Annotated in this window: 17 protein-coding genes and 1 riboswitch; of the genes, 10 read left to right on the top strand and 7 right to left on the bottom strand. The window is 45.7% G+C overall.

Annotated elements, in window-relative coordinates:
- The first annotated feature begins 112 nt into the window (after window positions 1–112).
- The 7 genes from LN893_RS03035 to LN893_RS03065 all read left to right on the top strand — a co-directional run bounded on the left by LN893_RS03035 (window position 113) and on the right by LN893_RS03065 (window position 8374).
- Entirely contained in the window at window positions 113–694 is a 582-nt protein-coding gene (locus LN893_RS03035; RefSeq protein ID WP_229968174.1) for an RNA polymerase sigma factor, read from the top strand.
- Entirely contained in the window at window positions 675–2360 is a 1686-nt protein-coding gene (locus tag LN893_RS03040) for an outer membrane beta-barrel protein (protein ID WP_229968176.1), read from the top strand. The genes LN893_RS03035 and LN893_RS03040 overlap by 20 nt, the downstream gene beginning before the upstream one ends.
- A gap of 88 nt (window positions 2361–2448) precedes the next feature.
- Window positions 2449–2958, top strand: a complete 510-nt coding sequence (locus LN893_RS03045) for a hypothetical protein (protein ID WP_229968178.1) — start codon at window positions 2449–2451, stop codon at window positions 2956–2958.
- A 154-nt stretch (window positions 2959–3112) separates the two neighbouring features.
- Window positions 3113–3430 (top strand): hypothetical protein, encoded by a 318-nt coding sequence (locus LN893_RS03050; protein WP_229968180.1) that lies wholly within the window; start codon window positions 3113–3115, stop codon window positions 3428–3430.
- Between the two features lie 199 nt (window positions 3431–3629).
- Window positions 3630–5657, top strand: coding sequence for an excinuclease ABC subunit UvrB (uvrB, locus tag LN893_RS03055; protein ID WP_229968182.1), 2028 nt, complete (start codon window positions 3630–3632; stop codon window positions 5655–5657).
- Window positions 5658–5781: 124 nt separating this feature from the next.
- Window positions 5782–6315 carry a GNAT family N-acetyltransferase gene (locus tag LN893_RS03060; protein ID WP_229968184.1) on the top strand — a complete coding sequence of 178 codons (534 nt, stop codon included), beginning with the start codon at window positions 5782–5784 and terminating at the stop codon, window positions 6313–6315.
- A gap of 502 nt (window positions 6316–6817) precedes the next feature.
- A complete protein-coding gene (locus LN893_RS03065) occupies window positions 6818–8374 on the top strand; it encodes a serine hydrolase (protein ID WP_229968186.1) in 1557 nt (518 codons plus the stop codon).
- A 55-nt stretch (window positions 8375–8429) separates the two neighbouring features.
- Here the strand turns inward: LN893_RS03065 and LN893_RS03070 are convergent, their stop codons facing one another.
- A complete protein-coding gene (locus LN893_RS03070) occupies window positions 8430–10637 on the bottom strand; it encodes a B12-binding domain-containing radical SAM protein (RefSeq protein WP_229968188.1) in 2208 nt (735 codons plus the stop codon).
- A gap of 288 nt (window positions 10638–10925) precedes the next feature.
- On the opposite strand from LN893_RS03070, the gene LN893_RS03075 reads away from it, so the two are divergent.
- Window positions 10926–11459 (top strand): hypothetical protein, encoded by a 534-nt coding sequence (locus LN893_RS03075; RefSeq protein ID WP_229968189.1) that lies wholly within the window; start codon window positions 10926–10928, stop codon window positions 11457–11459.
- Window positions 11460–11542: 83 nt separating this feature from the next.
- Here LN893_RS03075 and LN893_RS03080 read toward each other — a convergent pair whose 3' ends face one another.
- Window positions 11543–11770 (bottom strand): DUF2798 domain-containing protein, encoded by a 228-nt coding sequence (locus tag LN893_RS03080; RefSeq protein ID WP_229968191.1) that lies wholly within the window; start codon window positions 11768–11770, stop codon window positions 11543–11545.
- A gap of 50 nt (window positions 11771–11820) precedes the next feature.
- The gene (locus LN893_RS03085) at window positions 11821–11982 is read right to left on the bottom strand and encodes a hypothetical protein (RefSeq protein ID WP_229968193.1); all 162 of its coding nucleotides are present in this window, start codon (window positions 11980–11982) and stop codon (window positions 11821–11823) included.
- Window positions 11983–12129: 147 nt separating this feature from the next.
- Here LN893_RS03085 and LN893_RS03090 point away from each other — a divergent pair, with 147 nt between their 5' ends.
- Window positions 12130–12432 (top strand): hypothetical protein, encoded by a 303-nt coding sequence (locus tag LN893_RS03090; RefSeq protein WP_229968195.1) that lies wholly within the window; start codon window positions 12130–12132, stop codon window positions 12430–12432.
- 75 nt (window positions 12433–12507) lie between these two features.
- Here LN893_RS03090 and LN893_RS03095 read toward each other — a convergent pair whose 3' ends face one another.
- Together LN893_RS03095 and LN893_RS03100 are read right to left on the bottom strand one after the other, a co-directional pair.
- Complete coding sequence (locus LN893_RS03095; RefSeq protein WP_229968197.1) at window positions 12508–13602, bottom strand: YncE family protein; 1095 nt, start codon at window positions 13600–13602, stop codon at window positions 12508–12510.
- A 24-nt stretch (window positions 13603–13626) separates the two neighbouring features.
- Window positions 13627–15540 carry a TonB-dependent receptor plug domain-containing protein gene (locus LN893_RS03100; RefSeq protein ID WP_229968199.1) on the bottom strand — a complete coding sequence of 638 codons (1914 nt, stop codon included), beginning with the start codon at window positions 15538–15540 and terminating at the stop codon, window positions 13627–13629.
- Window positions 15541–15642: 102 nt separating this feature from the next.
- Window positions 15643–15841: riboswitch (cobalamin riboswitch) on the bottom strand.
- Between the two features lie 161 nt (window positions 15842–16002).
- Between LN893_RS03100 and LN893_RS03105 the strand changes: the two genes are divergently transcribed.
- The gene (locus LN893_RS03105) at window positions 16003–16605 is read left to right on the top strand and encodes a DNA-3-methyladenine glycosylase (protein WP_229968201.1); all 603 of its coding nucleotides are present in this window, start codon (window positions 16003–16005) and stop codon (window positions 16603–16605) included.
- 218 nt (window positions 16606–16823) lie between these two features.
- Here LN893_RS03105 and LN893_RS03110 read toward each other — a convergent pair whose 3' ends face one another.
- Entirely contained in the window at window positions 16824–17000 is a 177-nt protein-coding gene (locus tag LN893_RS03110; protein ID WP_229968203.1) for a hypothetical protein, read from the bottom strand.
- Between the two features lie 75 nt (window positions 17001–17075).
- Window positions 17076–17270 (bottom strand): hypothetical protein, encoded by a 195-nt coding sequence (locus LN893_RS03115; RefSeq protein WP_229968204.1) that lies wholly within the window; start codon window positions 17268–17270, stop codon window positions 17076–17078.
- Window positions 17271–17348 lie beyond the last annotated feature (78 nt).

The raw sequence follows: 17348 nt of genomic DNA on the forward strand, positions 1-17348 counted from the left end.
AAAAATGCAAACATCATACATTGTGAACCACAACTAAAAATATTTTTGATGGCTTGCAACCATTGCCCCTGATTTAGAATCATAGGTGTGGATGCATAAAATATATAAGCGCTTGAAGCTTTTTACAAAACCAAAATCAGAAGAGGACAGACTGATAGAAGGCTGCATTGCGGGCGAACGCGCCATGCAACGGCTCCTCTATGACCTGTACTCCAAAAAAATGATGATGGTTTGCCTGCGCTATGCTCCCACAAATTTTGAAGCCGAAGATATTATGCAGGAGGGGTTTGTAAAGGTGTTTGCCAATGTCCAGAACTTTAAAAAAGATTGTCCGCTGGAGTTTTGGATTAGGCGTATTATGATCAATACAGCGCTGAAACATTTGCGTCAAAAATCGCTGCTGACAGTGTCGCACGAGGCGGAAGAAGCTGTCAATATCAGTTCAGACAGCTTTAGCTTGTCAGGTTTTAGTATGGATGAATTGTTGAGCACCATACAAAGTCTGGCCCCGCGCTACCGCATGGTATTTAACCTCTATGCTATAGAAGGCTACAACCATAAAGAAATAGGTGAAATGCTAGGCATTTCGGAAGGTACATCTAAATCACAATACTCGCGTGCCAGGGCTATACTGCAAAGTATGCTGTCGCGTCAGGATAAATCATATCAAGAGCATGTCATCAGCAAGAGATAAAAAGCACGGAGAGCTAGAAGAAGAGTTTCGGCACCTCATGCACGATGCTGAAGCGACCCCTTCGCCAGATTTGTGGGCTCGGATAGACCATGACCTTACGGTGATGGAGAACAAAAAGTACAAAGAGCGTTTTGTGCTGTATAGGCAACTGGCCGCTGCCTGCTTTGTGCTGTTCATGTTGGCTGGAGCGCTTCTGACGTATCAATTTGCCGAAAATGGCGACAATTCAACTACTCCTTTGGCAGGATCTAACACAAGTGCTGGTAATGGAATAGCACTTGGTGATGCAACAACTGCCACACCTAAAGATGTAACTATAGCTGCCGCTGATGCAAATCCTGCCACAGCAGAGCCTTCTGTAAATGGTTTAGAAGCTACTGGATCAACTGCTGGCAGTGCAGTGCCTCAGGCTATGGCAATGCAGAAACCGACAGATAATAACAGCGGTGAGAGCTATAAAGCCGTAGCAGGCGAAAATACATCAAGCGCTGCAGGAACTTCCATAGCTACAGGAACTATGGCTATGACTTCAACAACTGATAGAACCGCAGAAGAGCTGGAGCAACCAGCTTCCAGGGCCATTTCGGCTAGAGCCCCTCAGATACCGCTTTACATAAAGGCCCGTGACGCGATTACAAGGGCTGGTGCTGGTAATGAGGCAGGAGCATCCGAAATAGTGCAGCCATTGGTGCTGCGTACACCTGGCCAAAGTTCGCTGGCGCAGCTGTTGAAAGAACAGACAGATGAGCAATCAGAAAGTTTACAAAACAAGCAGGTAGAAGCGCTTACACTAGCCCTGAACAGCGAAAGCAAACAAGGAGGCGGCGGCGATAATAGCAAGGAGTTCAACAGCCGCTGGAGTGTGGATATGGCCTATATGCCGTCTTACTTCAACCAAAATATAAACCTGCCTAACCAGATGATGGGAGCTGTTGCCTACAGTAGCTTTGTGCCGCAAGGGCCTGCTGCTTCCAGACAATCTTCTGATAACATGGAGCAGGCACGTGAGGAATTCGATGAAAATACTAATGCCGCTTTCTCTTATTCTATGGAGGTGAAAACGGGCTTCAAAATTGGGAAGAAGTTTAAACTGCTGACGGGCGTAGGCTACAGCCAGAACACGGCTAAAACTAAAACAAGCTATGTGCTGGAGCAGTATTGGTTCAGGCCATCAACCAACGAGCGCTACGATCTTAACCCGACAACAATCTTTCTGCCTTCGCTGAACAACAACTTCTCTACAGATTCGCTTAGCGTGGCACAGACAGATCCGTTTTCAGTTAATTACCGCTACCGCCTGCTTTCGTTGCCACTAGGGCTGCAGTACGAAGGTGACATAGCAAAAGACTGGTTCTGGTACAGTGCTGCGGGGGTAGCTGCCAACTTTCTGATAGAAACAGAGGTAGTGGCTGCAACTGACAGGGTGGAGGATGTGAGATACGGCTTCAGCGATGAATCTCCCTTCAGACGGGTGCAATTCTCAGGTAACATTGGTTTAGGCGTGGGCAAGCGCATTTCTAAGTCTATGCAAGTGGTGGTGGGGCCAGAGTTCCGACACTTCTTCTCGTCTATGTTATCGGCTCCAGACGAAGCCCTGACAACGCAAAGCAAGCCCTACACCATTGGTGTGAATATGGGTGTCAACTACCTGATCGGGAAGAAATAATTTTATAGCGTATGCAACCGCTGCTGTAGTTGTAGGGTCATGGTTATAGATGAGGTTAAAGAGAAGAACAGCCTCAAACACTATAAAAATGAAAGCCTTACTTGAACTAAAAGCTAATCTACATGATGTTGTAGCCCTTTGTAAAGATAACCTATCGGGGTGGTATGTGTTGCTGGCTCTTTTTCTGTTTTCGATAATTCTAACAAGTTGCGAGGTAGAAGAAGTTAACCCGATGCTGAGTACCGATGCCACAAAGCAGGTTGTGATAGGGCGATGGTCTATTGAAAAAGTAGATTATGAACTTTGCAAGAATAGGGTGTGCAACACAACAAACTACAGGGGCAGCACCACCGACTATTTTGAGTTTAGAGCCGATAGTGCCGAGCTGGTGAAAGCCAACCTAACCACCAATCGGATAGCAGTAGAGCGGTTTAAAGTAGAATACACAAGGCCTGGTGTCTTTGTATTGTCGAACACAGCTTGGTCTGGGCGCTTCGAAATATTAGAGTCAAAATTCAACAAGTTAATATTGAAATGTTCTTTTACTGGAAGAGATCCTGGAGCTGTTTTTACAGACACCTATTATCTCTTCCAGTAAGTTGAATCTTGGGTTTACCTGGTACAAAATTTTCGCATGCACTTATCAGGAGGCCCTCAAAGTTTTGTAAAAAGCCATTAGTACAAAACACAGCTATGAAAAGTACTTTAATCACTGCCTTGCTTTATGTGTGCCTGTCTGTTTTAATAATTAGTTGCCAAGACAAAACGCCCCACCATCCTGTATAAAAGCAGAGGTGGTAGGCGGTGATTGCGAGGCTGGATGGTATATTCTGAAATTGGAAGAGAAGACTGCTATAGCTGGCCAAAGTAATGCGTACATTGGCATGATTCAGGGTGGATATGTAACAACAGACAACCTGCCAGCGCAATACCAGGCAACAGGCGCAAAACTGGATTTGGCTGTAGAACTTAACGGCGAGTACAGCCCCAGATGCCTTACTGTTGCAGTCATGTATCCAGCGGTTCGAGTAAAGAAAGTGTGTAGCAGCAACGATGTAACACAGCCATAGAGAGCTCCACAAATGTAAAATTGTTGTTTTTGATTGTGAAGAGTGTTTCGCTCCTAAAAGCCTGCCGTTGTTCGGTAGGCTTTTTCTTTTAGCACCTTTTTAACTGTTGTAGCAGTAGGTAATAATTGGCAGAAGCTAAACTTACTGCCGCTTTTCAATGTTATAGCTTATCTTTACTATATAATCCGAAAACGAAAGAATGGATTTTCAGTTAACATCAGAATTTCAACCAACAGGCGACCAGCCTAAAGCCATAGAGCAGTTAACCGACGGCATTTTGCGCGGTGAGCCGTCGCAGGTGCTTTTAGGAGCTACAGGTACAGGTAAAACCTTTACCATGGCCAACGTTATAAAAAACGTAGGCAAGCCAACACTGGTGCTCTGCCATAATAAAACACTTGCCGCGCAGTTGTACGGTGAGTTCAAACAGTTCTTCCCCAACAATGCCGTAGAATACTTTATCTCTTACTACGACTATTACCAGCCAGAAGCCTATATTGCTTCATCCGATGTGTTTATCGAGAAAGATCTGGCCATTAATGAGGAGATTGAGAAGTTGCGCCTGCACACTACCTCTGCCCTGCTTTCGGGTAGGCGCGATGTAATTGTGGTAGCTTCAGTTTCCTGTATTTACGGTATCGGTAACCCCGAGGAGTTTGGAAAGAACGTGATTCAACTGGCGCCAGGACAGAAGTATAGCCGAAATAACTTGCTTTATACTTTTGTGCAGATACTTTACAGCCGCACGGAGGCCGAGTTCACACGTGGAACATTTCGGGTAAAGGGCGACACCGTGGATATATTCCCTGCTTATGCCGACTTTGCCTACAGGCTGTACTTTTTTGGAGACGAACTAGAGGCAATTCACCGCATCGATCCAGCCTCTGGCAAAAAGCTTTCGGATGAGAAGGCGATAACGCTGTACCCTGCCAACCTCTTCGTGACAGGAAAAGATACGCTGAACCAGGCCATCCATGAAATTCAGTACGACATGGTGGCGCAGCACGAGTATTTTCTGAAAGAAGACCGCCCTGTAGAAGCCAAACGTATAAAAGAGCGTACCGAGTTTGACCTGGAGATGATTCGCGAATTGGGCTATTGCTCTGGTATAGAAAATTACTCCCGCTACTTCGACCGTCGTGAACCAGGTGCTAGACCTTTCTGCTTGCTCGATTATTTCCCAGACGATTTCCTGATGGTGATAGACGAGAGCCACGTAACTGTGCCGCAGGTGCGCGCCATGTGGGGTGGCGACAGATCGCGTAAGGTAGCCTTAGTGGAGTATGGCTTCCGTTTACCTGCCGCTATGGATAACCGCCCACTTACGTTCAACGAATTTGAGAGTGTGATGCACCAGGTGGTTTTTGTAAGTGCCACACCAGGCGATTACGAAATGCAGAAATCAGAAGGTGTTATTGTAGAGCAGATCATCAGACCAACTGGCCTACTCGACCCTGAGATAGAAATACGCCCAAGTGCCAACCAGGTAGACGACCTGCTGGATGAGGTGGATGAACGCATAAAAGCGGGTGCCCGTGTGCTAGTAACTACACTTACCAAACGTATGTCAGAGGAACTGGCAAAGTACATGGAGCGCCTCAATATAAAGGTAAAATACCTGCACTCCGAGGTGAAAACGCTGGATAGGGTGGAAATACTGCGCGAACTGCGCTTAGGTTTGATTGATGTGCTGATAGGAGTGAACCTACTGCGTGAGGGCCTCGACTTGCCAGAAGTGAGCTTAGTAGCTATTCTGGATGCCGATAAAGAAGGCTTCCTGCGCGACCAGCGCTCCCTGATACAGACGATGGGACGTGCCGCCCGTAACGAGAAAGGCAAAGTAATTATGTACGCCGATAGGATAACAGGCTCCATGCAACGCGCCATAGACGAAACGAACCGTCGCCGTGCTACACAGATGGCCTACAACGAGGAGCATGGCATTACACCGCGTACCGTTCTTAAATCTACGGATGAGATAAACGCCCAGACTTCTGTTGCCGATTCTAAAAAGAAAGAAGTGAAGATGTATGCTGGTGCTGAAGAGGTATCTATCGCGGCAGAACCAGTGGTGCAGATTATGAAGCGCGATGAGTTAGAAAAACTCATCAAGAAGACAGAGAAGCTAATGGAAGCCGCCGCCAAAGATCTTGACTTCCTGCAGGCTGCCAAGTACAGAGATGAATTGGCAGAGCTGCGCAAGTTGCTGAAGACAAAAAGGGATTAAATATTAATCGTATTGTACATAAGCCGCTGCTGTTTTACCCAAGACAGCAGCGTTTTTTTTGTTTGTAGTGCTACAACCATAGCCACAGAAGTGGCTATCTTCGTGGCCATTTATATTTTAAAAGATGTTACCTACAGATACCGCAGAATTTCATTTCAGAAAAGGAACACTTGCTGATGCTGAACTACTGGCAGAATTAGGCTGGCGCACTTTCGATGAAACCTTTGCCGCCTACAACAAACCAGAAGATATGGCCGCTTTCAGGCCAACGATGTATACACCCGTACTACAAGCCGCTGAATTAGCCGACCCTAACACAGAGTTTATTATAACGGAAGCAGCAGGAGAAGCTGTAGCCTACATAAAGTTAAATTCTGATAGAGCGCCAGCAGCCATACAAGCAAAGCACCCACTGCAGATCAGCCGCCTATACATCTCCCAGAAGTGGACAGGTAAAGGCTTAGGTGATTTGCTGATGCAGTTTGCGCTTGATAAAGCCAAAGCACAGGGCCACGATGTAGTGTGGCTGACAGTGTGGGAGCATAACATACGGGCTATGCGTTTTTATCAAAAATATAATTTTCAGGAAATAGGAGAGTTGGAGTTTATACTAGGGCAGGATGTGCAGCGTGATTTGTACATGCAGCGAGAAGCGTAAAACTTTCTTAGTCCTGTAGGCAGAGGCGCTGGTTAAATCCTGCCCAGCTCCACAGTAGGAGCCAGAGCAGGACCAGGTACTTTTTCATAGTTTTAATAGGTAGTGGTAGGTAGCAGAAAGCGTGTTTTTGCGGCTTTCTATATACAAGATGTGGATTCGCGGCACAGGGTTGCATGGGGTTGAAAAAATATTTTGTTTTTTGAAAGGTGGGAGTGGCAGGGTACTTCCTAAAAGAAGTTTAACTGTTTACGCTGCAGAAGTTAAGGCGGAGGAGGCCTGAAGCGCTCTATAATTGTATGAATGTGAAATAACTAAACTACGAATTGACGTAGGTACAGTCGTAGGATAAATACTGAAAAAACATTCTGTTTATCACTTATATTGTGTAATATAAGTGATGAAACGCTGCTTAACAGCTAAGTGACGCTTATTCAGAATGAGAAATATCTTTCTGCTTCTCCTTTTCTAAAACAAATCTACTAAACATACTCTTTTTCAATAAATGAGAAGAATTTTCTTAACACTTGTACTTATTGCTGTTTTCGCTACTAGCCACGCTCAGCCATTGAGCAGTAAGAAAATTGACTTGCTGGTAGAGCGTTCCATGAAGGCTTTTGATGTGCCAGGAATTGCGTTAGCAGTTATAAAGGATGGAAAGGTTATTCATTCGAAAGGCTATGGAGTACGTTCTTTGGAAACAAAGGAAAAAGTAAATGAGCATACTTTGTTCGGGATAGCCTCCAATACGAAAGCGTTTACAACCGCTGCGTTGGCAATTTTAGTAGACGAGGAAAAGCTGGAATGGGATGATAAGGTAAGGGATTACATTCCTGAACTTAAACTATATAATCCTTATGTAACAGAAGAATTTACTGTTCGCGACTTATTGACACACAGAAGCGGCATGGGGCTAGGTGCAGGTGATTTGATGTTTTACCCAGACTCTTCTGACTTTACAGTTAACGACGTGATTTATAACCTTCGCTTTCTGAAGCCTGTTTCTGGATTCCGCTCTAAATACGACTATGACAACACGCTTTATGTAATTGCGGGAGAGGTGATTACTAGAGCCAGTGGGCAGAGTTGGGACAGCTTTGTAGAAGAGAGAATTCTGAAGCCTTTGGGCATGAATCGTAGTGCGGCTGCATTTAATCGACTGAAAGACAAATCCAATGTATCAGATCCGCATGCAGTGGTGGATGGTAAACTGCAAAAGGTAAGCCGCCACAGCAGTGGATACAGCCGTGCCTCTGGAAGTATGTATTCGAGTGTAGCAGATCTTAGCAAATGGGTGATACTTCAACTGACACACGGCAAATATGGAGAGGGGCAAACCAAAACTTTATTTTCAGAGGAAGTACATGAAGAAATGTGGTCACCTCAAACAATTATTCCTGTGCGTAGCGCAGGTGCTTATAATACCCACTTTTCCGCTTACGGCCTTGGCTTTAATATCAGCGATGTAAATGGATATAAGCAAATAAACCACACAGGTGGCACAGTAGGCATGGTAACTCAGATTACGATGATACCTGAACTGAATCTAGGCATTATTGTGCTCACGAATCAGCAGGAAGGGGGCGCATTCCGATCTATTGCAGATCAGATAAAAGATGGCTACTTTAATATGAGCGGCACAGACAGGGTTACGCAGTATGCTACTGCAAGAAAGCAACAGTTGGAGCAGGCCAATAAGCTAACCGAGTCGGTATGGAAAGAGATTGCCGCTGTTCAGAAAGCTAATAATACCCAAACTGAACTTGCTGTTTATACAGGTGTTTATCATGATGCTTGGTTCGGCGATGTAGAGATCTCGGCTAAGAATGGTAAGCTGTGGTTCGAATCGAAGCGTTCTCCTAAGCTTAGTGGCGAGTTATTTCCGTACAAAGGCAACAGTTTTGTGGTAAAATGGCTTAACAGAACTATGGATGCAGACGCGTTCGTTAATTTCTCTTTAGACACAGAGGGAAAAGCTGCTGGTATTACTATGAAAGCTGTTTCCCCCTTAACAGATTTTAGCTATGATTTTCACGATCTGGAATTCAGCCGCTTAAAGTAAAGACTTCTAAAACACAAGAAAATGCTGGGGCAGTTGACACATGAGAGCAGCTGCCCTATAACAGCAACAGTCCCTTCTCCCTTAAATCAAACCAAGTAGGCGAGTTCAAAAACTCAGCAAAATTCAGGTGTGCATCCAGCGGATAAGTTTCCTCCAGTTGTTTCAACGTTACCGTTTCGGTGGCATGGGGTGTTATTTTCTGTAGTACATCAAACAGCCAATGGCCTATGTTGGCGGTTGTCTTTACTTCGAAATCCTCAGCTTTTTCGTAGAACGTAAGCACACAACGCTCTATCGTTTGCCCTTTCTTAGCGATCATGGTAAACTCAATTTCGGGCTGGTTGCCTAACCACAGTACGCGTGCATTCATGCGGGTGCTATCGGAGCGTTGAGGGGCTTCTATGGCGCTGGCAATCAGGTTTGGTTTTAGCGTGGTGCGCGGTACTTTAAAATCGAACCAGAATGAAAGCGGTTCCTCTAATGCTACGCCGTGCATGTAGTTGTAAATCGCTTTTGCCAGTCCTTCTCCAAACAAACTATGGTCGGTGCCTTTGGGGTCGTCGTGCCAGAGGTCGTTGTTTGCAAAATCTCCTTCTTCGGGGCCTACTTTCACTACCTCATACTTGGCAGGGTTTTTACCCACAGGGCTGTGCGCCGTCATGCTGAAACGGTGCCAGTAGCCAGACTGAATGACATTGTTTTGAAACAGTTGTCGTACCACTTCCAGCGAATCTATCGTTTCCTGGGCTGTTTGCGTTGGGAAGCCATACATGAGGTAAGCGTGCACCATAATACCAGCCTGCGTAAAGCTGTCGGTAACGCGGGCTACCTGGGCTATACTCACACCTTTTTCCATGAGTGTCAGCAAACGGTCAGAGGCTACTTCTAAACCTCCCGAAACTGCTATGCAACCCGATTCAGCCAGCAGACGGCACAAATCAGGCGTAAAGGTTTTTTCGAAGCGGATGTTTCCCCACCACGATATTTTTACACCACGGCGGATAAGCTCGATTGCCATGTCGCGGAGTGGGGCAGGAGGGGCAGCTTCATCTACAAAATGAAAACCTGTCTGGCCTGTTTGGGCAATAATTTGCTCAATGCGGTCTACAAGTAAAGTGGCAGGCGCTACTTCGTAACGGTTGATATAGTCTAACGTGATGTCGCAGAAGGAGCAGCGTTTCCAGTAGCAGCCGTGGGCTATGGTCAGTTTGTTCCAGCGGCCGTCGCTCCAAAGGCGGTGCATCGGGTTCACCACATCAATTACAGATAAGTAGTTCTGCAGCGGCAAATCGCTATAGTCAGGCGTGCCGACTTCGGTATGCGGAATGTCTTTATCGAGGCAGCCGTTTATGTACTCCACTTCCCCATTGTGCAGCAGGAAGGTACGTTGCAGGAAATCAAGCTGGCGCTGCCCCTGCAGGTGCTCTAGTAGTTTCAGCCACGGCCCTTCGCCGTCATCCAGCGTTACAAAATCGATGTACTTAAACAGGCGCGGCTCTCGTAGGTTGCGCAATTCTGTGTTTGGGTAGCCGCCGCCCATCATAGTCTTAATATGAGGGTACTTTTGCTTGATGTACTGCGCCAATCGTAGGCCGCCGTACAGGTTGCCAGGGAAAGGTATTGAAAAGCCTACTACATCTGGCTGTGCCTGCTGCAGTTGCTCATCCAGTAGCTCCAGCAACATTTGGTCCACCAGGTTGGGCGCTTCCTGCAAGGCTTCCTCCATCGGATTGAACGAAGTGGCCGACATCGCCAGCTTATCGGCATAGCGGCTGAAGGCGAAGTAGGGGCAGATCGTCTCTTTAATCAAATCACCCAAATCTTCTAGGTATAAGGTAGCAAGGTAGCGGGCTCTATCGGTGATGCCCATGCTGCCGAAGGCGTAGTCTATGTCTTCGCTGATCTGATCGAAGCGGGAAGCCTCGGGTAAGTAGCGGCTGTAGCTGATCTGCTGCGCCAGCGTATTGTCTTTGTTCTGCAGAAAACGAATAACGGGCTCAATGGTATGCAAGTACTCCCGTTTCAGGCGCAGCATGCGCAGCGCGTTATCAGACATTTCGTAATCGCCCTGCTCTATCTCGGCAAAAATCCGTTGCAGGCCTGCTTTGGAAAACATCTTCAGCACCAGTTCAATGCCCATGTCAGCTTGCGTTACGCTATAGCCCTGGCTTTTTAGAAATCCTTTGATGTAGGCCGTTGCAGGGTAGGGCGTGTTCAGCTGTGTAAGCGGGGGAGTCAGGAGCAGTATGTTTGGCTTTTCCAAAGCAGTAATCAGTTTAAAAATGAGTTGGCCAATCGGCACAGAAGACAAAAGTATAGATTCTGTAGCTAATTCTATAGCCGTGGCAGTTTATGAACAGACTATGACGACATCGGGTTCAAATGAGCTACTCAAAGGCTAAGGGCAGCTTAAATTTTTAATGTGTGAAAATTTTCATAAAAAATATTGTTGAAGCTGTAACCTTATATTTGGAGAGGCGTAAATTCGGTCAAATAAATATTTATATAATTATATATATTGTTTTGCTGAATTTATAATTCTTCATTAAAAATGAAAAAGAACATACAAATGGTTGTGATGGTGGCGCTTTTGATCATGGCTGCTGCCTGTTCTCTGTTCGAAAAAAACATTGATGTACCGCAGGAGTTCTCTCTTAGAATAGAACGTGCGGAAAACACTTCGCCGCAATTTGCTGTGTCATCTAATGTAAGTACTGGTTCTGATGAAGTAGAGAACTACAAAGACGATATAAACAAATTCGAGATAAGCAAAGTGGTTTTTACAGTTAGCGACTATACGGGCACAGGTGCACCAGCCCTTACTGGTGATTTAATGTTTGCCGCAGAAGGTACAACTGCTTTTAAAATACTTGGTACTGTAAGCAACGCTAACCTTGGTGCTTTGGCCGCAAGCGGCGAGGAATTAACCGTGGCATTGGCGGACGAAACCGCTAAGAAAGAGTTGGCTAGCCTGATGCAAGCTGGGGGCAACGTAACCTTTCAGTTGGAAGGCTCTTCTTCGAGCACTCCAGTAGCTGCTACGCTAGTCTTTAAGGTGTACGCTACCATGACGGTAGAACTATAATAAAAGAGTTTCAATAGCTTTTAAATACTAAAAAGGCCTGTGGTTCTGTCACAGGCCTTTTTGCGTCTATAGATTTTACTCTTTTACTTTCGGAACATCTTGCTTGTAACAAAATTTACAAAAGGTACAATGGCTAATGCTGTTACCGATACGAGTAAAAACACTACAAAAAAGGCTCGGAACCAACGTAGCAAAAAGTCAGAAGCCAACCCAAACGTATATAACTCAATGGCCGAAGCCACTAAAAGGCTCATGATGGCTATAACTTTTAGCTGCCTCTTAAGTTTTGGGTTTATACCTATTTTCTTCATACCTGATGATTTATGCACAAAGGTAAAGCATAGAAAAACAGAATTCTAGCTTACGCATGTCCTTTTTCTGCTTCAGCGTCTTCTGACGAAGCTTTGCCGTTATCGCTGCTCTGTGCCTGTGAAGGTTGACTGCTGCCTTCTATCTTCTCTTTATCCGAGGACATAGTTTTGGTGTTTTCTTTCAATGGCTCTTTGTCTTTATTCTGTTTCATAGCTGCTTAGTTTAGTTTATACTATACTTACGAAGCATACTTAAGATGGTAGGTTTTTAACTCTATAAAGCCAACAGTCGTACATGTAAGGAGCTGTTATGCTTTAAAAGCACAGTGGCTGCAAGTTTAATTTAAAGAAAAACATCCATGAATAAGCTAAAAATAAAAAATTATATGATGGCGCTGGCCTTTAGTACTATTGTTGGTTTTGGATTCACATCCTGCAACAAAGGAACAGAGGCAGGCGAAACAAATGTAGAAAGAAGTGAAATAGTAGATACAGAACATTCAGAGGCAGATCAGGATCCAGCGTACAGGGATACCAGTAACCTTGAAAGGCACTACGACCACGCAGATCATGAAAACCATGGTGATAATACAGACGGAGGCGCTGTACATGCAGGCGATGGACAGCTTGACGATCCAGGTATTGATGAAGCGCAACAGTAAAATTATTACTAGAATAGAACAGAAAGGGCCACCTTATGAGGTGGCCCTTTCTGTTTGAAAGAAGTTAGATGCCTGTTATTTAAACACGAATCCGTTAGGGGCTATACCTACTCTGAATGAATCTACTGGTGCGCCAGTTGGGCTGTAGCGTATAACCCAACTGCTGGAGGTAAAATCATTAACCTTGCCTTCGTAAATGTAGCCAGTCTCAGGATCTACTCCCAAGCCATAAAAGCCATACTCGATGTAAGTGCCACGGTCTATCAATGGCATTGTATTGAGGGTGGTAGCATTTACATCTTGCTGATATACTTTTCTGTTGAACACGTAGTACAGCTTATCTCTATTGCCATTTGTAGTAAGCTTACTAGGAGACGGAGCATTCTGATTGAAAGTTAAGGTGCTGGTAACAGTGTTGCTAGCCAAGTTTATTTTAGAAAGAGCACCAGGTGAGCTCTCTTCTTCGCTTACAGGCCAGCCGACTTTCACGCCGCTGCTCGCTACCCATAATGCATTGTTTCGGTCTATAACAAGGCTGTTAGGTCCTTCTGTAACTGTAATAGTTGATTCAACTGCATCAGTAGAAGAGTTTATAACAGTAATAGTGTTGCCTCCAGAGTTAGCTACATAAACCTTGCCTCCAGCTATTACCAACTGTTGCGGCTGCACACCGACTTCAATCGTTTTGCTAACTGTAAAAGTGTTCAGATCAATAACCGATACACGACCAGGAGAGCCGTTGTAACTGACTATCTCAGTTACATAGCCTTTGTCTTCGTTCAGTGCAGCAAAATATCGCGGCATTTCCAGCCCTTCAATTGTGCCAAGTGAGTTGAACGTATTGGCGTTCACCACCTCAATTTTGTTGCTATTGTTAGCAACTATAAAAGCTCGGTCGCCGTGAATGACCATGTTCTGAATAACATCACCCAACAAACGATCATTCTCATTCTGGAAGATTGTATTCTGAACTTGTTGCGATCGGTTGTTATAGTAGGAGATAGAGCCATTTGGAGTGCCAAAGCTTCCTTCGTTCACCATAAATACGCCATCCTCGGCATAAGCGCCGCTAGGGCCATCATTGTCATTATCGCAACTAGTGAAGGCGAGAGAGCTGGTAATAAGCGTTACAGCCAGAAACAGACTGCGGAAGTAGTTGAATTTTCTCATTGTATAGTTTAAGTGTAATTATAATTAAGGAATGATGAAGCGTAAGCTGAAGGTATAGCCGCGTGGCGGCATAGCCCGATAAGCCATGGTTTGGTAAACGCTGTTGGTGGCGTTATCGGAGCGGAGCGTAAGTATAAGGGTGTTCTGGCGCAGCTGTATTTTCTTGCTGAGGGCCAGGTTCAGCAGTAGGAAATCATCTAAGCTGGAGGTTTCGGAGTTGGTGGTATAGCGGAGGCCTGTATAGTTCAGGTTGCCGAGCAAAGACCAGCCGCTATAGTTAGCTTCTGCCGAAAGAATAGCCTTGTGCAGTGGTACATACATCAATTGCTTGCCTGTTTCTCCCTCACCTATATAAGCCTCTACCTGTTCCGACGAAGTATAGGTATAGCCTGCGGTGCCTTTCAGGTTTACATCACCTATTTTAGCTGATAAGCTGCTGCTCAGTTCCACACCCCTGGAGCGTACCTTCTGGAGGTTGCTCGGAACCCAAGTTCCAGCGCTGCTCGGTGCCCATTGAATCCAATCATCGATGAGCATGTGGTAGTAAGTGGCTTCAGTTTCTAATAAAAGCTCGTTGCCCAGCACGTAAAGGTGGCGGAGGCCCCCTTCGTAGCTCCAGCCTTGCTCTGGCTTAAGTTCAGGGTTGCCAGCACCAGTCCAGAACCGATCGTTAAGCGTAGGAATGCGGTAGCTGCCCGATACGTTGCCTTTCAGCGAAAGCTGGTGGTGTTGCTGCTGGTAAAACTTCAGGTTGAAACCCAGTGCTGGTGTAGGCACAGGATTATAGCCTTTCACCAAGGTTTGGCGCAGGTTTAGGCTCAAGTCCAGTATATCCAGCGGGTCGTAGCGGAAGAGGGCGAAGAGCGAGGTTCTAGTTTCTTCTTTTTCACCTGCATAGCCATCGTTCTCAGCTTGAAACTGCTGCAGGTTTAGGCCACCGCGCAAACTCCAGTTCTTGCCCTGGTTATAAGTCTGCTCAGCCTGCAGTTGATACGTATGCACATCGGCTACCGAGTTGTTACTGTTATCGGTGTACTTCAGGTAATCTTTAAAATAAGCTACTTTTATACTTGACTGTCCAAAACGGCTGCTGTGGGTAAGCTCAGTTAACAGGCGCAGGTTCTCGTCCTCCTGTTTGGCATTATTATGGGCAGAGCCCATGGCAGGCTGCAAATTGCGGTCGGCGTAAGTATACCAACTGTGTAGGGCTATATTAGTTTTTGGGGTGATGTGCCAGGCAAGGTCCTGCGTAAAGCCATACACTTTTTGCGAAGCATGCTCCTGCCTGCGCTCAGGAGCACCGAAGCGGGAGAGATCGCTATACTTAAAATTATTCTCGGCTGTGCGGTGGTAAGCACTCGTGCCAATAGTTACTTTTTCATCTCTATAGCTGATGCTGCCATTGCTGAAGTAGCGGACAAAGCTGCCCGCCTCCTGCTGCAGCTCGCTACTCAAACCTTTACGGCCGTAGGTAGGAGAGCTTAGCAAAACAGCTCCGCCTATGGCGCCACTACCGTAAGTTGCCGCTGCTGCCCCATGCTGCACCGATACTTCTCCAATCCCGCTTAACGGTAAGGTGGCAAAATCGCTTTGGCCTAGTGTTGGCAGCGCAATGTTTAGTCCGTTCCAAAGCACAGCGGTCTGAGAAGCGTTGGTGCCCCTGAAGGAGACGGAGGAAATACCGCTCGCACCATAGGTTTTGAAGTACAGGGGTGTGCGTGTCTGCAAAGCCTCAGCCAGCGAAGAACCGCTGTAAATGCTGAGGTAGGAGCTATCAAGTGTAACCACACGGCTGCCTGCGGCATATACCTCGGCAGGTTTGCCAAACACATTCACTGTCTGCAGCTGGTACCGCGACGAATCCGCCTGTTGCGCAGCAGCAGTTGTACCTGCCAAGGCAGTCAGTAAAAAGAAAAATCTAAAATAAAGTTTACGCACCTAACAAGCTTATTTCCCGAAGCATGCTTTTGAGGCAAAAAGGCTGGAACAGCTAACGCTGGAATAGCGGAGGCCGAACAGCTTTTCACCCGAAAGCACACGACAATCATTGTCGGACTGGCAGGTCTCCTGGCTCTCTTCAGCTGGCCCGCCTTCCCATACTATAGTACAGTGGCGTTGGTAATGGGCTAGCCCTTTATGAAGATTACAGTTGCGGGTACAGCGCAGGCATTTCACCTGTTTCCCTTTTAAGACTATTGCTACGGAAGCAGCAACAGCCACCAATCTGGCCGCAAAGATAGGTAATTAATTATGAATTACGAGTTCCGAGTTACGAATGAAGAAATGATAAATTAAAATCAGAAATAGCATGTGGCAGAACTAAGCCTGCATTCCCAACGGAAAGGCTAATGTGCCCGTATCGAAACACCAAACACGAATAATGAAACACGAACAACAACCTTGAAGCTGGAGAAATCTTTTTATACACGACCCAATGTAGTGCAGGTAGCGCAGGACTTACTAGGGAAATACCTGTACACGAGCATAGACGGGATACTTACTGGTGGGATGATTGTGGAGACAGAGGCCTATTCAGGAGTAAATGATAAGGCCTGCCACTCACACCTGAACCGCCGCACGCAGCGTACGGAAATTATGTACCACGAAGGCGGTGTGGCCTATGTATACCTGGTGTACGGTATTTACCACTTGTTTAATATTGTCACCAATAGAGCAGGTAGTGCTGACGCTGTTTTGGTTAGGGCCATTACGCCAGAAGAAGGTATAGCAGAAATGCTACTGCGGCGCAATATGCCAATTATAAAACCGAATTTAACAGCGGGGCCTGGTGTGCTAAGTATAGCCATGGGCATAAACAAAAAGCTCTACGGTGCCGACCTTACAGGAAATACCGTTTGGATAGAAGATAAAGGTATAGAAGTGCCAGCCGAAAGTATAGCCATAGGCCCACGTATTGGTGTAGATTATGCTGAAGAAGATGCCCTGCTGCCCTGGCGTTTTTGGCTGAAAGGCAATAAGTGGGTGAGCAGGAAGGGGAAGTAATAGCTCCATTTTACTAAAGCAATTCCTGGCGCGGAATTATCTTAAAGGCAGTGAGTGTCTAAGAATTTAGAGATTCGAGCCAAGTAGATTGGCTGGAATGATTCCTCTCTTTTGAGGAGTTGGGGTGGGTTTGCAGTATCTGAAGGTACACTTATAAAAAGGATCAGCCACAACAAAAACTGCTGTGGCTGCTCCTTTTTCATCAAGAAAGTATGTTACTACTGCTTCTTTCTTTCCGCGTCCTGCTCGTTGTCAGTACGGTTCTGAGGTGTTTGGTTTCGGCTACCAGATTTGCCTACAGCGTCGCGCTCCAAGCTATTCGTGATATCATTTTTAGTGTCTTTGTTTTTGTCTGTTAAATCAGACTGCTGATTTTTATTTTGTTCGTTATTCATCGTTCTTCAATTTAAGTTATAAGATTGTTTTCAGCGATCGGCTATATAGGCCAATCAGTTAATTATAAAGATGTACTATATATCTTTACGTGAATTACCAGCATTGGATAAGTCTCCATCATTTACAATTTTGGAGCCGTTCAACGTATTAGTCTGTAGGCTATCAAGAGCGGTAGATAACTTGACTCCTTTACCTCCAGCATCAACAGACTTATCAGAATTGCTGATTGATTTATGCTGCTTTTGTCTTTTATTTTTATTGTCTGTCATTTGCTATCATAAGTTTTATTCGTGCATAGTGGCTATTTGTTTAACAGACACACTTCTTTTACGGCTCCTAAAGGCATG

The organism is Pontibacter harenae (assembly GCF_020907245.1).
Classification (GTDB): domain Bacteria; phylum Bacteroidota; class Bacteroidia; order Cytophagales; family Hymenobacteraceae; genus Pontibacter; species Pontibacter harenae.

Excerpts from the sequence above, each read along its gene's own strand:
- LN893_RS03080 (WP_229968191.1), bottom strand. The coding sequence starts at position 11,770 with ATGAAGAAAATAGGTATAAACCCAAAACTTAAGAGGCAGCTAAAAGTT.
- LN893_RS03095 (WP_229968197.1), bottom strand. The coding sequence starts at position 13,602 with ATGAGAAAATTCAACTACTTCCGCAGTCTGTTTCTGGCTGTAACGCTT.
- LN893_RS03045 (WP_229968178.1), top strand. The coding sequence starts at position 2,449 with ATGAAAGCCTTACTTGAACTAAAAGCTAATCTACATGATGTTGTAGCC.
- LN893_RS03065 (WP_229968186.1), top strand. The coding sequence starts at position 6,818 with ATGAGAAGAATTTTCTTAACACTTGTACTTATTGCTGTTTTCGCTACT.
- LN893_RS03075 (WP_229968189.1), top strand. The coding sequence starts at position 10,926 with ATGAAAAAGAACATACAAATGGTTGTGATGGTGGCGCTTTTGATCATG.
- LN893_RS03110 (WP_229968203.1), bottom strand. The coding sequence starts at position 17,000 with ATGAATAACGAACAAAATAAAAATCAGCAGTCTGATTTAACAGACAAA.
- LN893_RS03115 (WP_229968204.1), bottom strand. The coding sequence starts at position 17,270 with ATGACAGACAATAAAAATAAAAGACAAAAGCAGCATAAATCAATCAGC.
- LN893_RS03090 (WP_229968195.1), top strand. The coding sequence starts at position 12,130 with ATGAATAAGCTAAAAATAAAAAATTATATGATGGCGCTGGCCTTTAGT.
- LN893_RS03040 (WP_229968176.1), top strand. The coding sequence starts at position 675 with ATGTCATCAGCAAGAGATAAAAAGCACGGAGAGCTAGAAGAAGAGTTT.
- LN893_RS03085 (WP_229968193.1), bottom strand. The coding sequence starts at position 11,982 with ATGAAACAGAATAAAGACAAAGAGCCATTGAAAGAAAACACCAAAACT.
- LN893_RS03060 (WP_229968184.1), top strand. The coding sequence starts at position 5,782 with ATGTTACCTACAGATACCGCAGAATTTCATTTCAGAAAAGGAACACTT.
- uvrB (WP_229968182.1), top strand. The coding sequence starts at position 3,630 with ATGGATTTTCAGTTAACATCAGAATTTCAACCAACAGGCGACCAGCCT.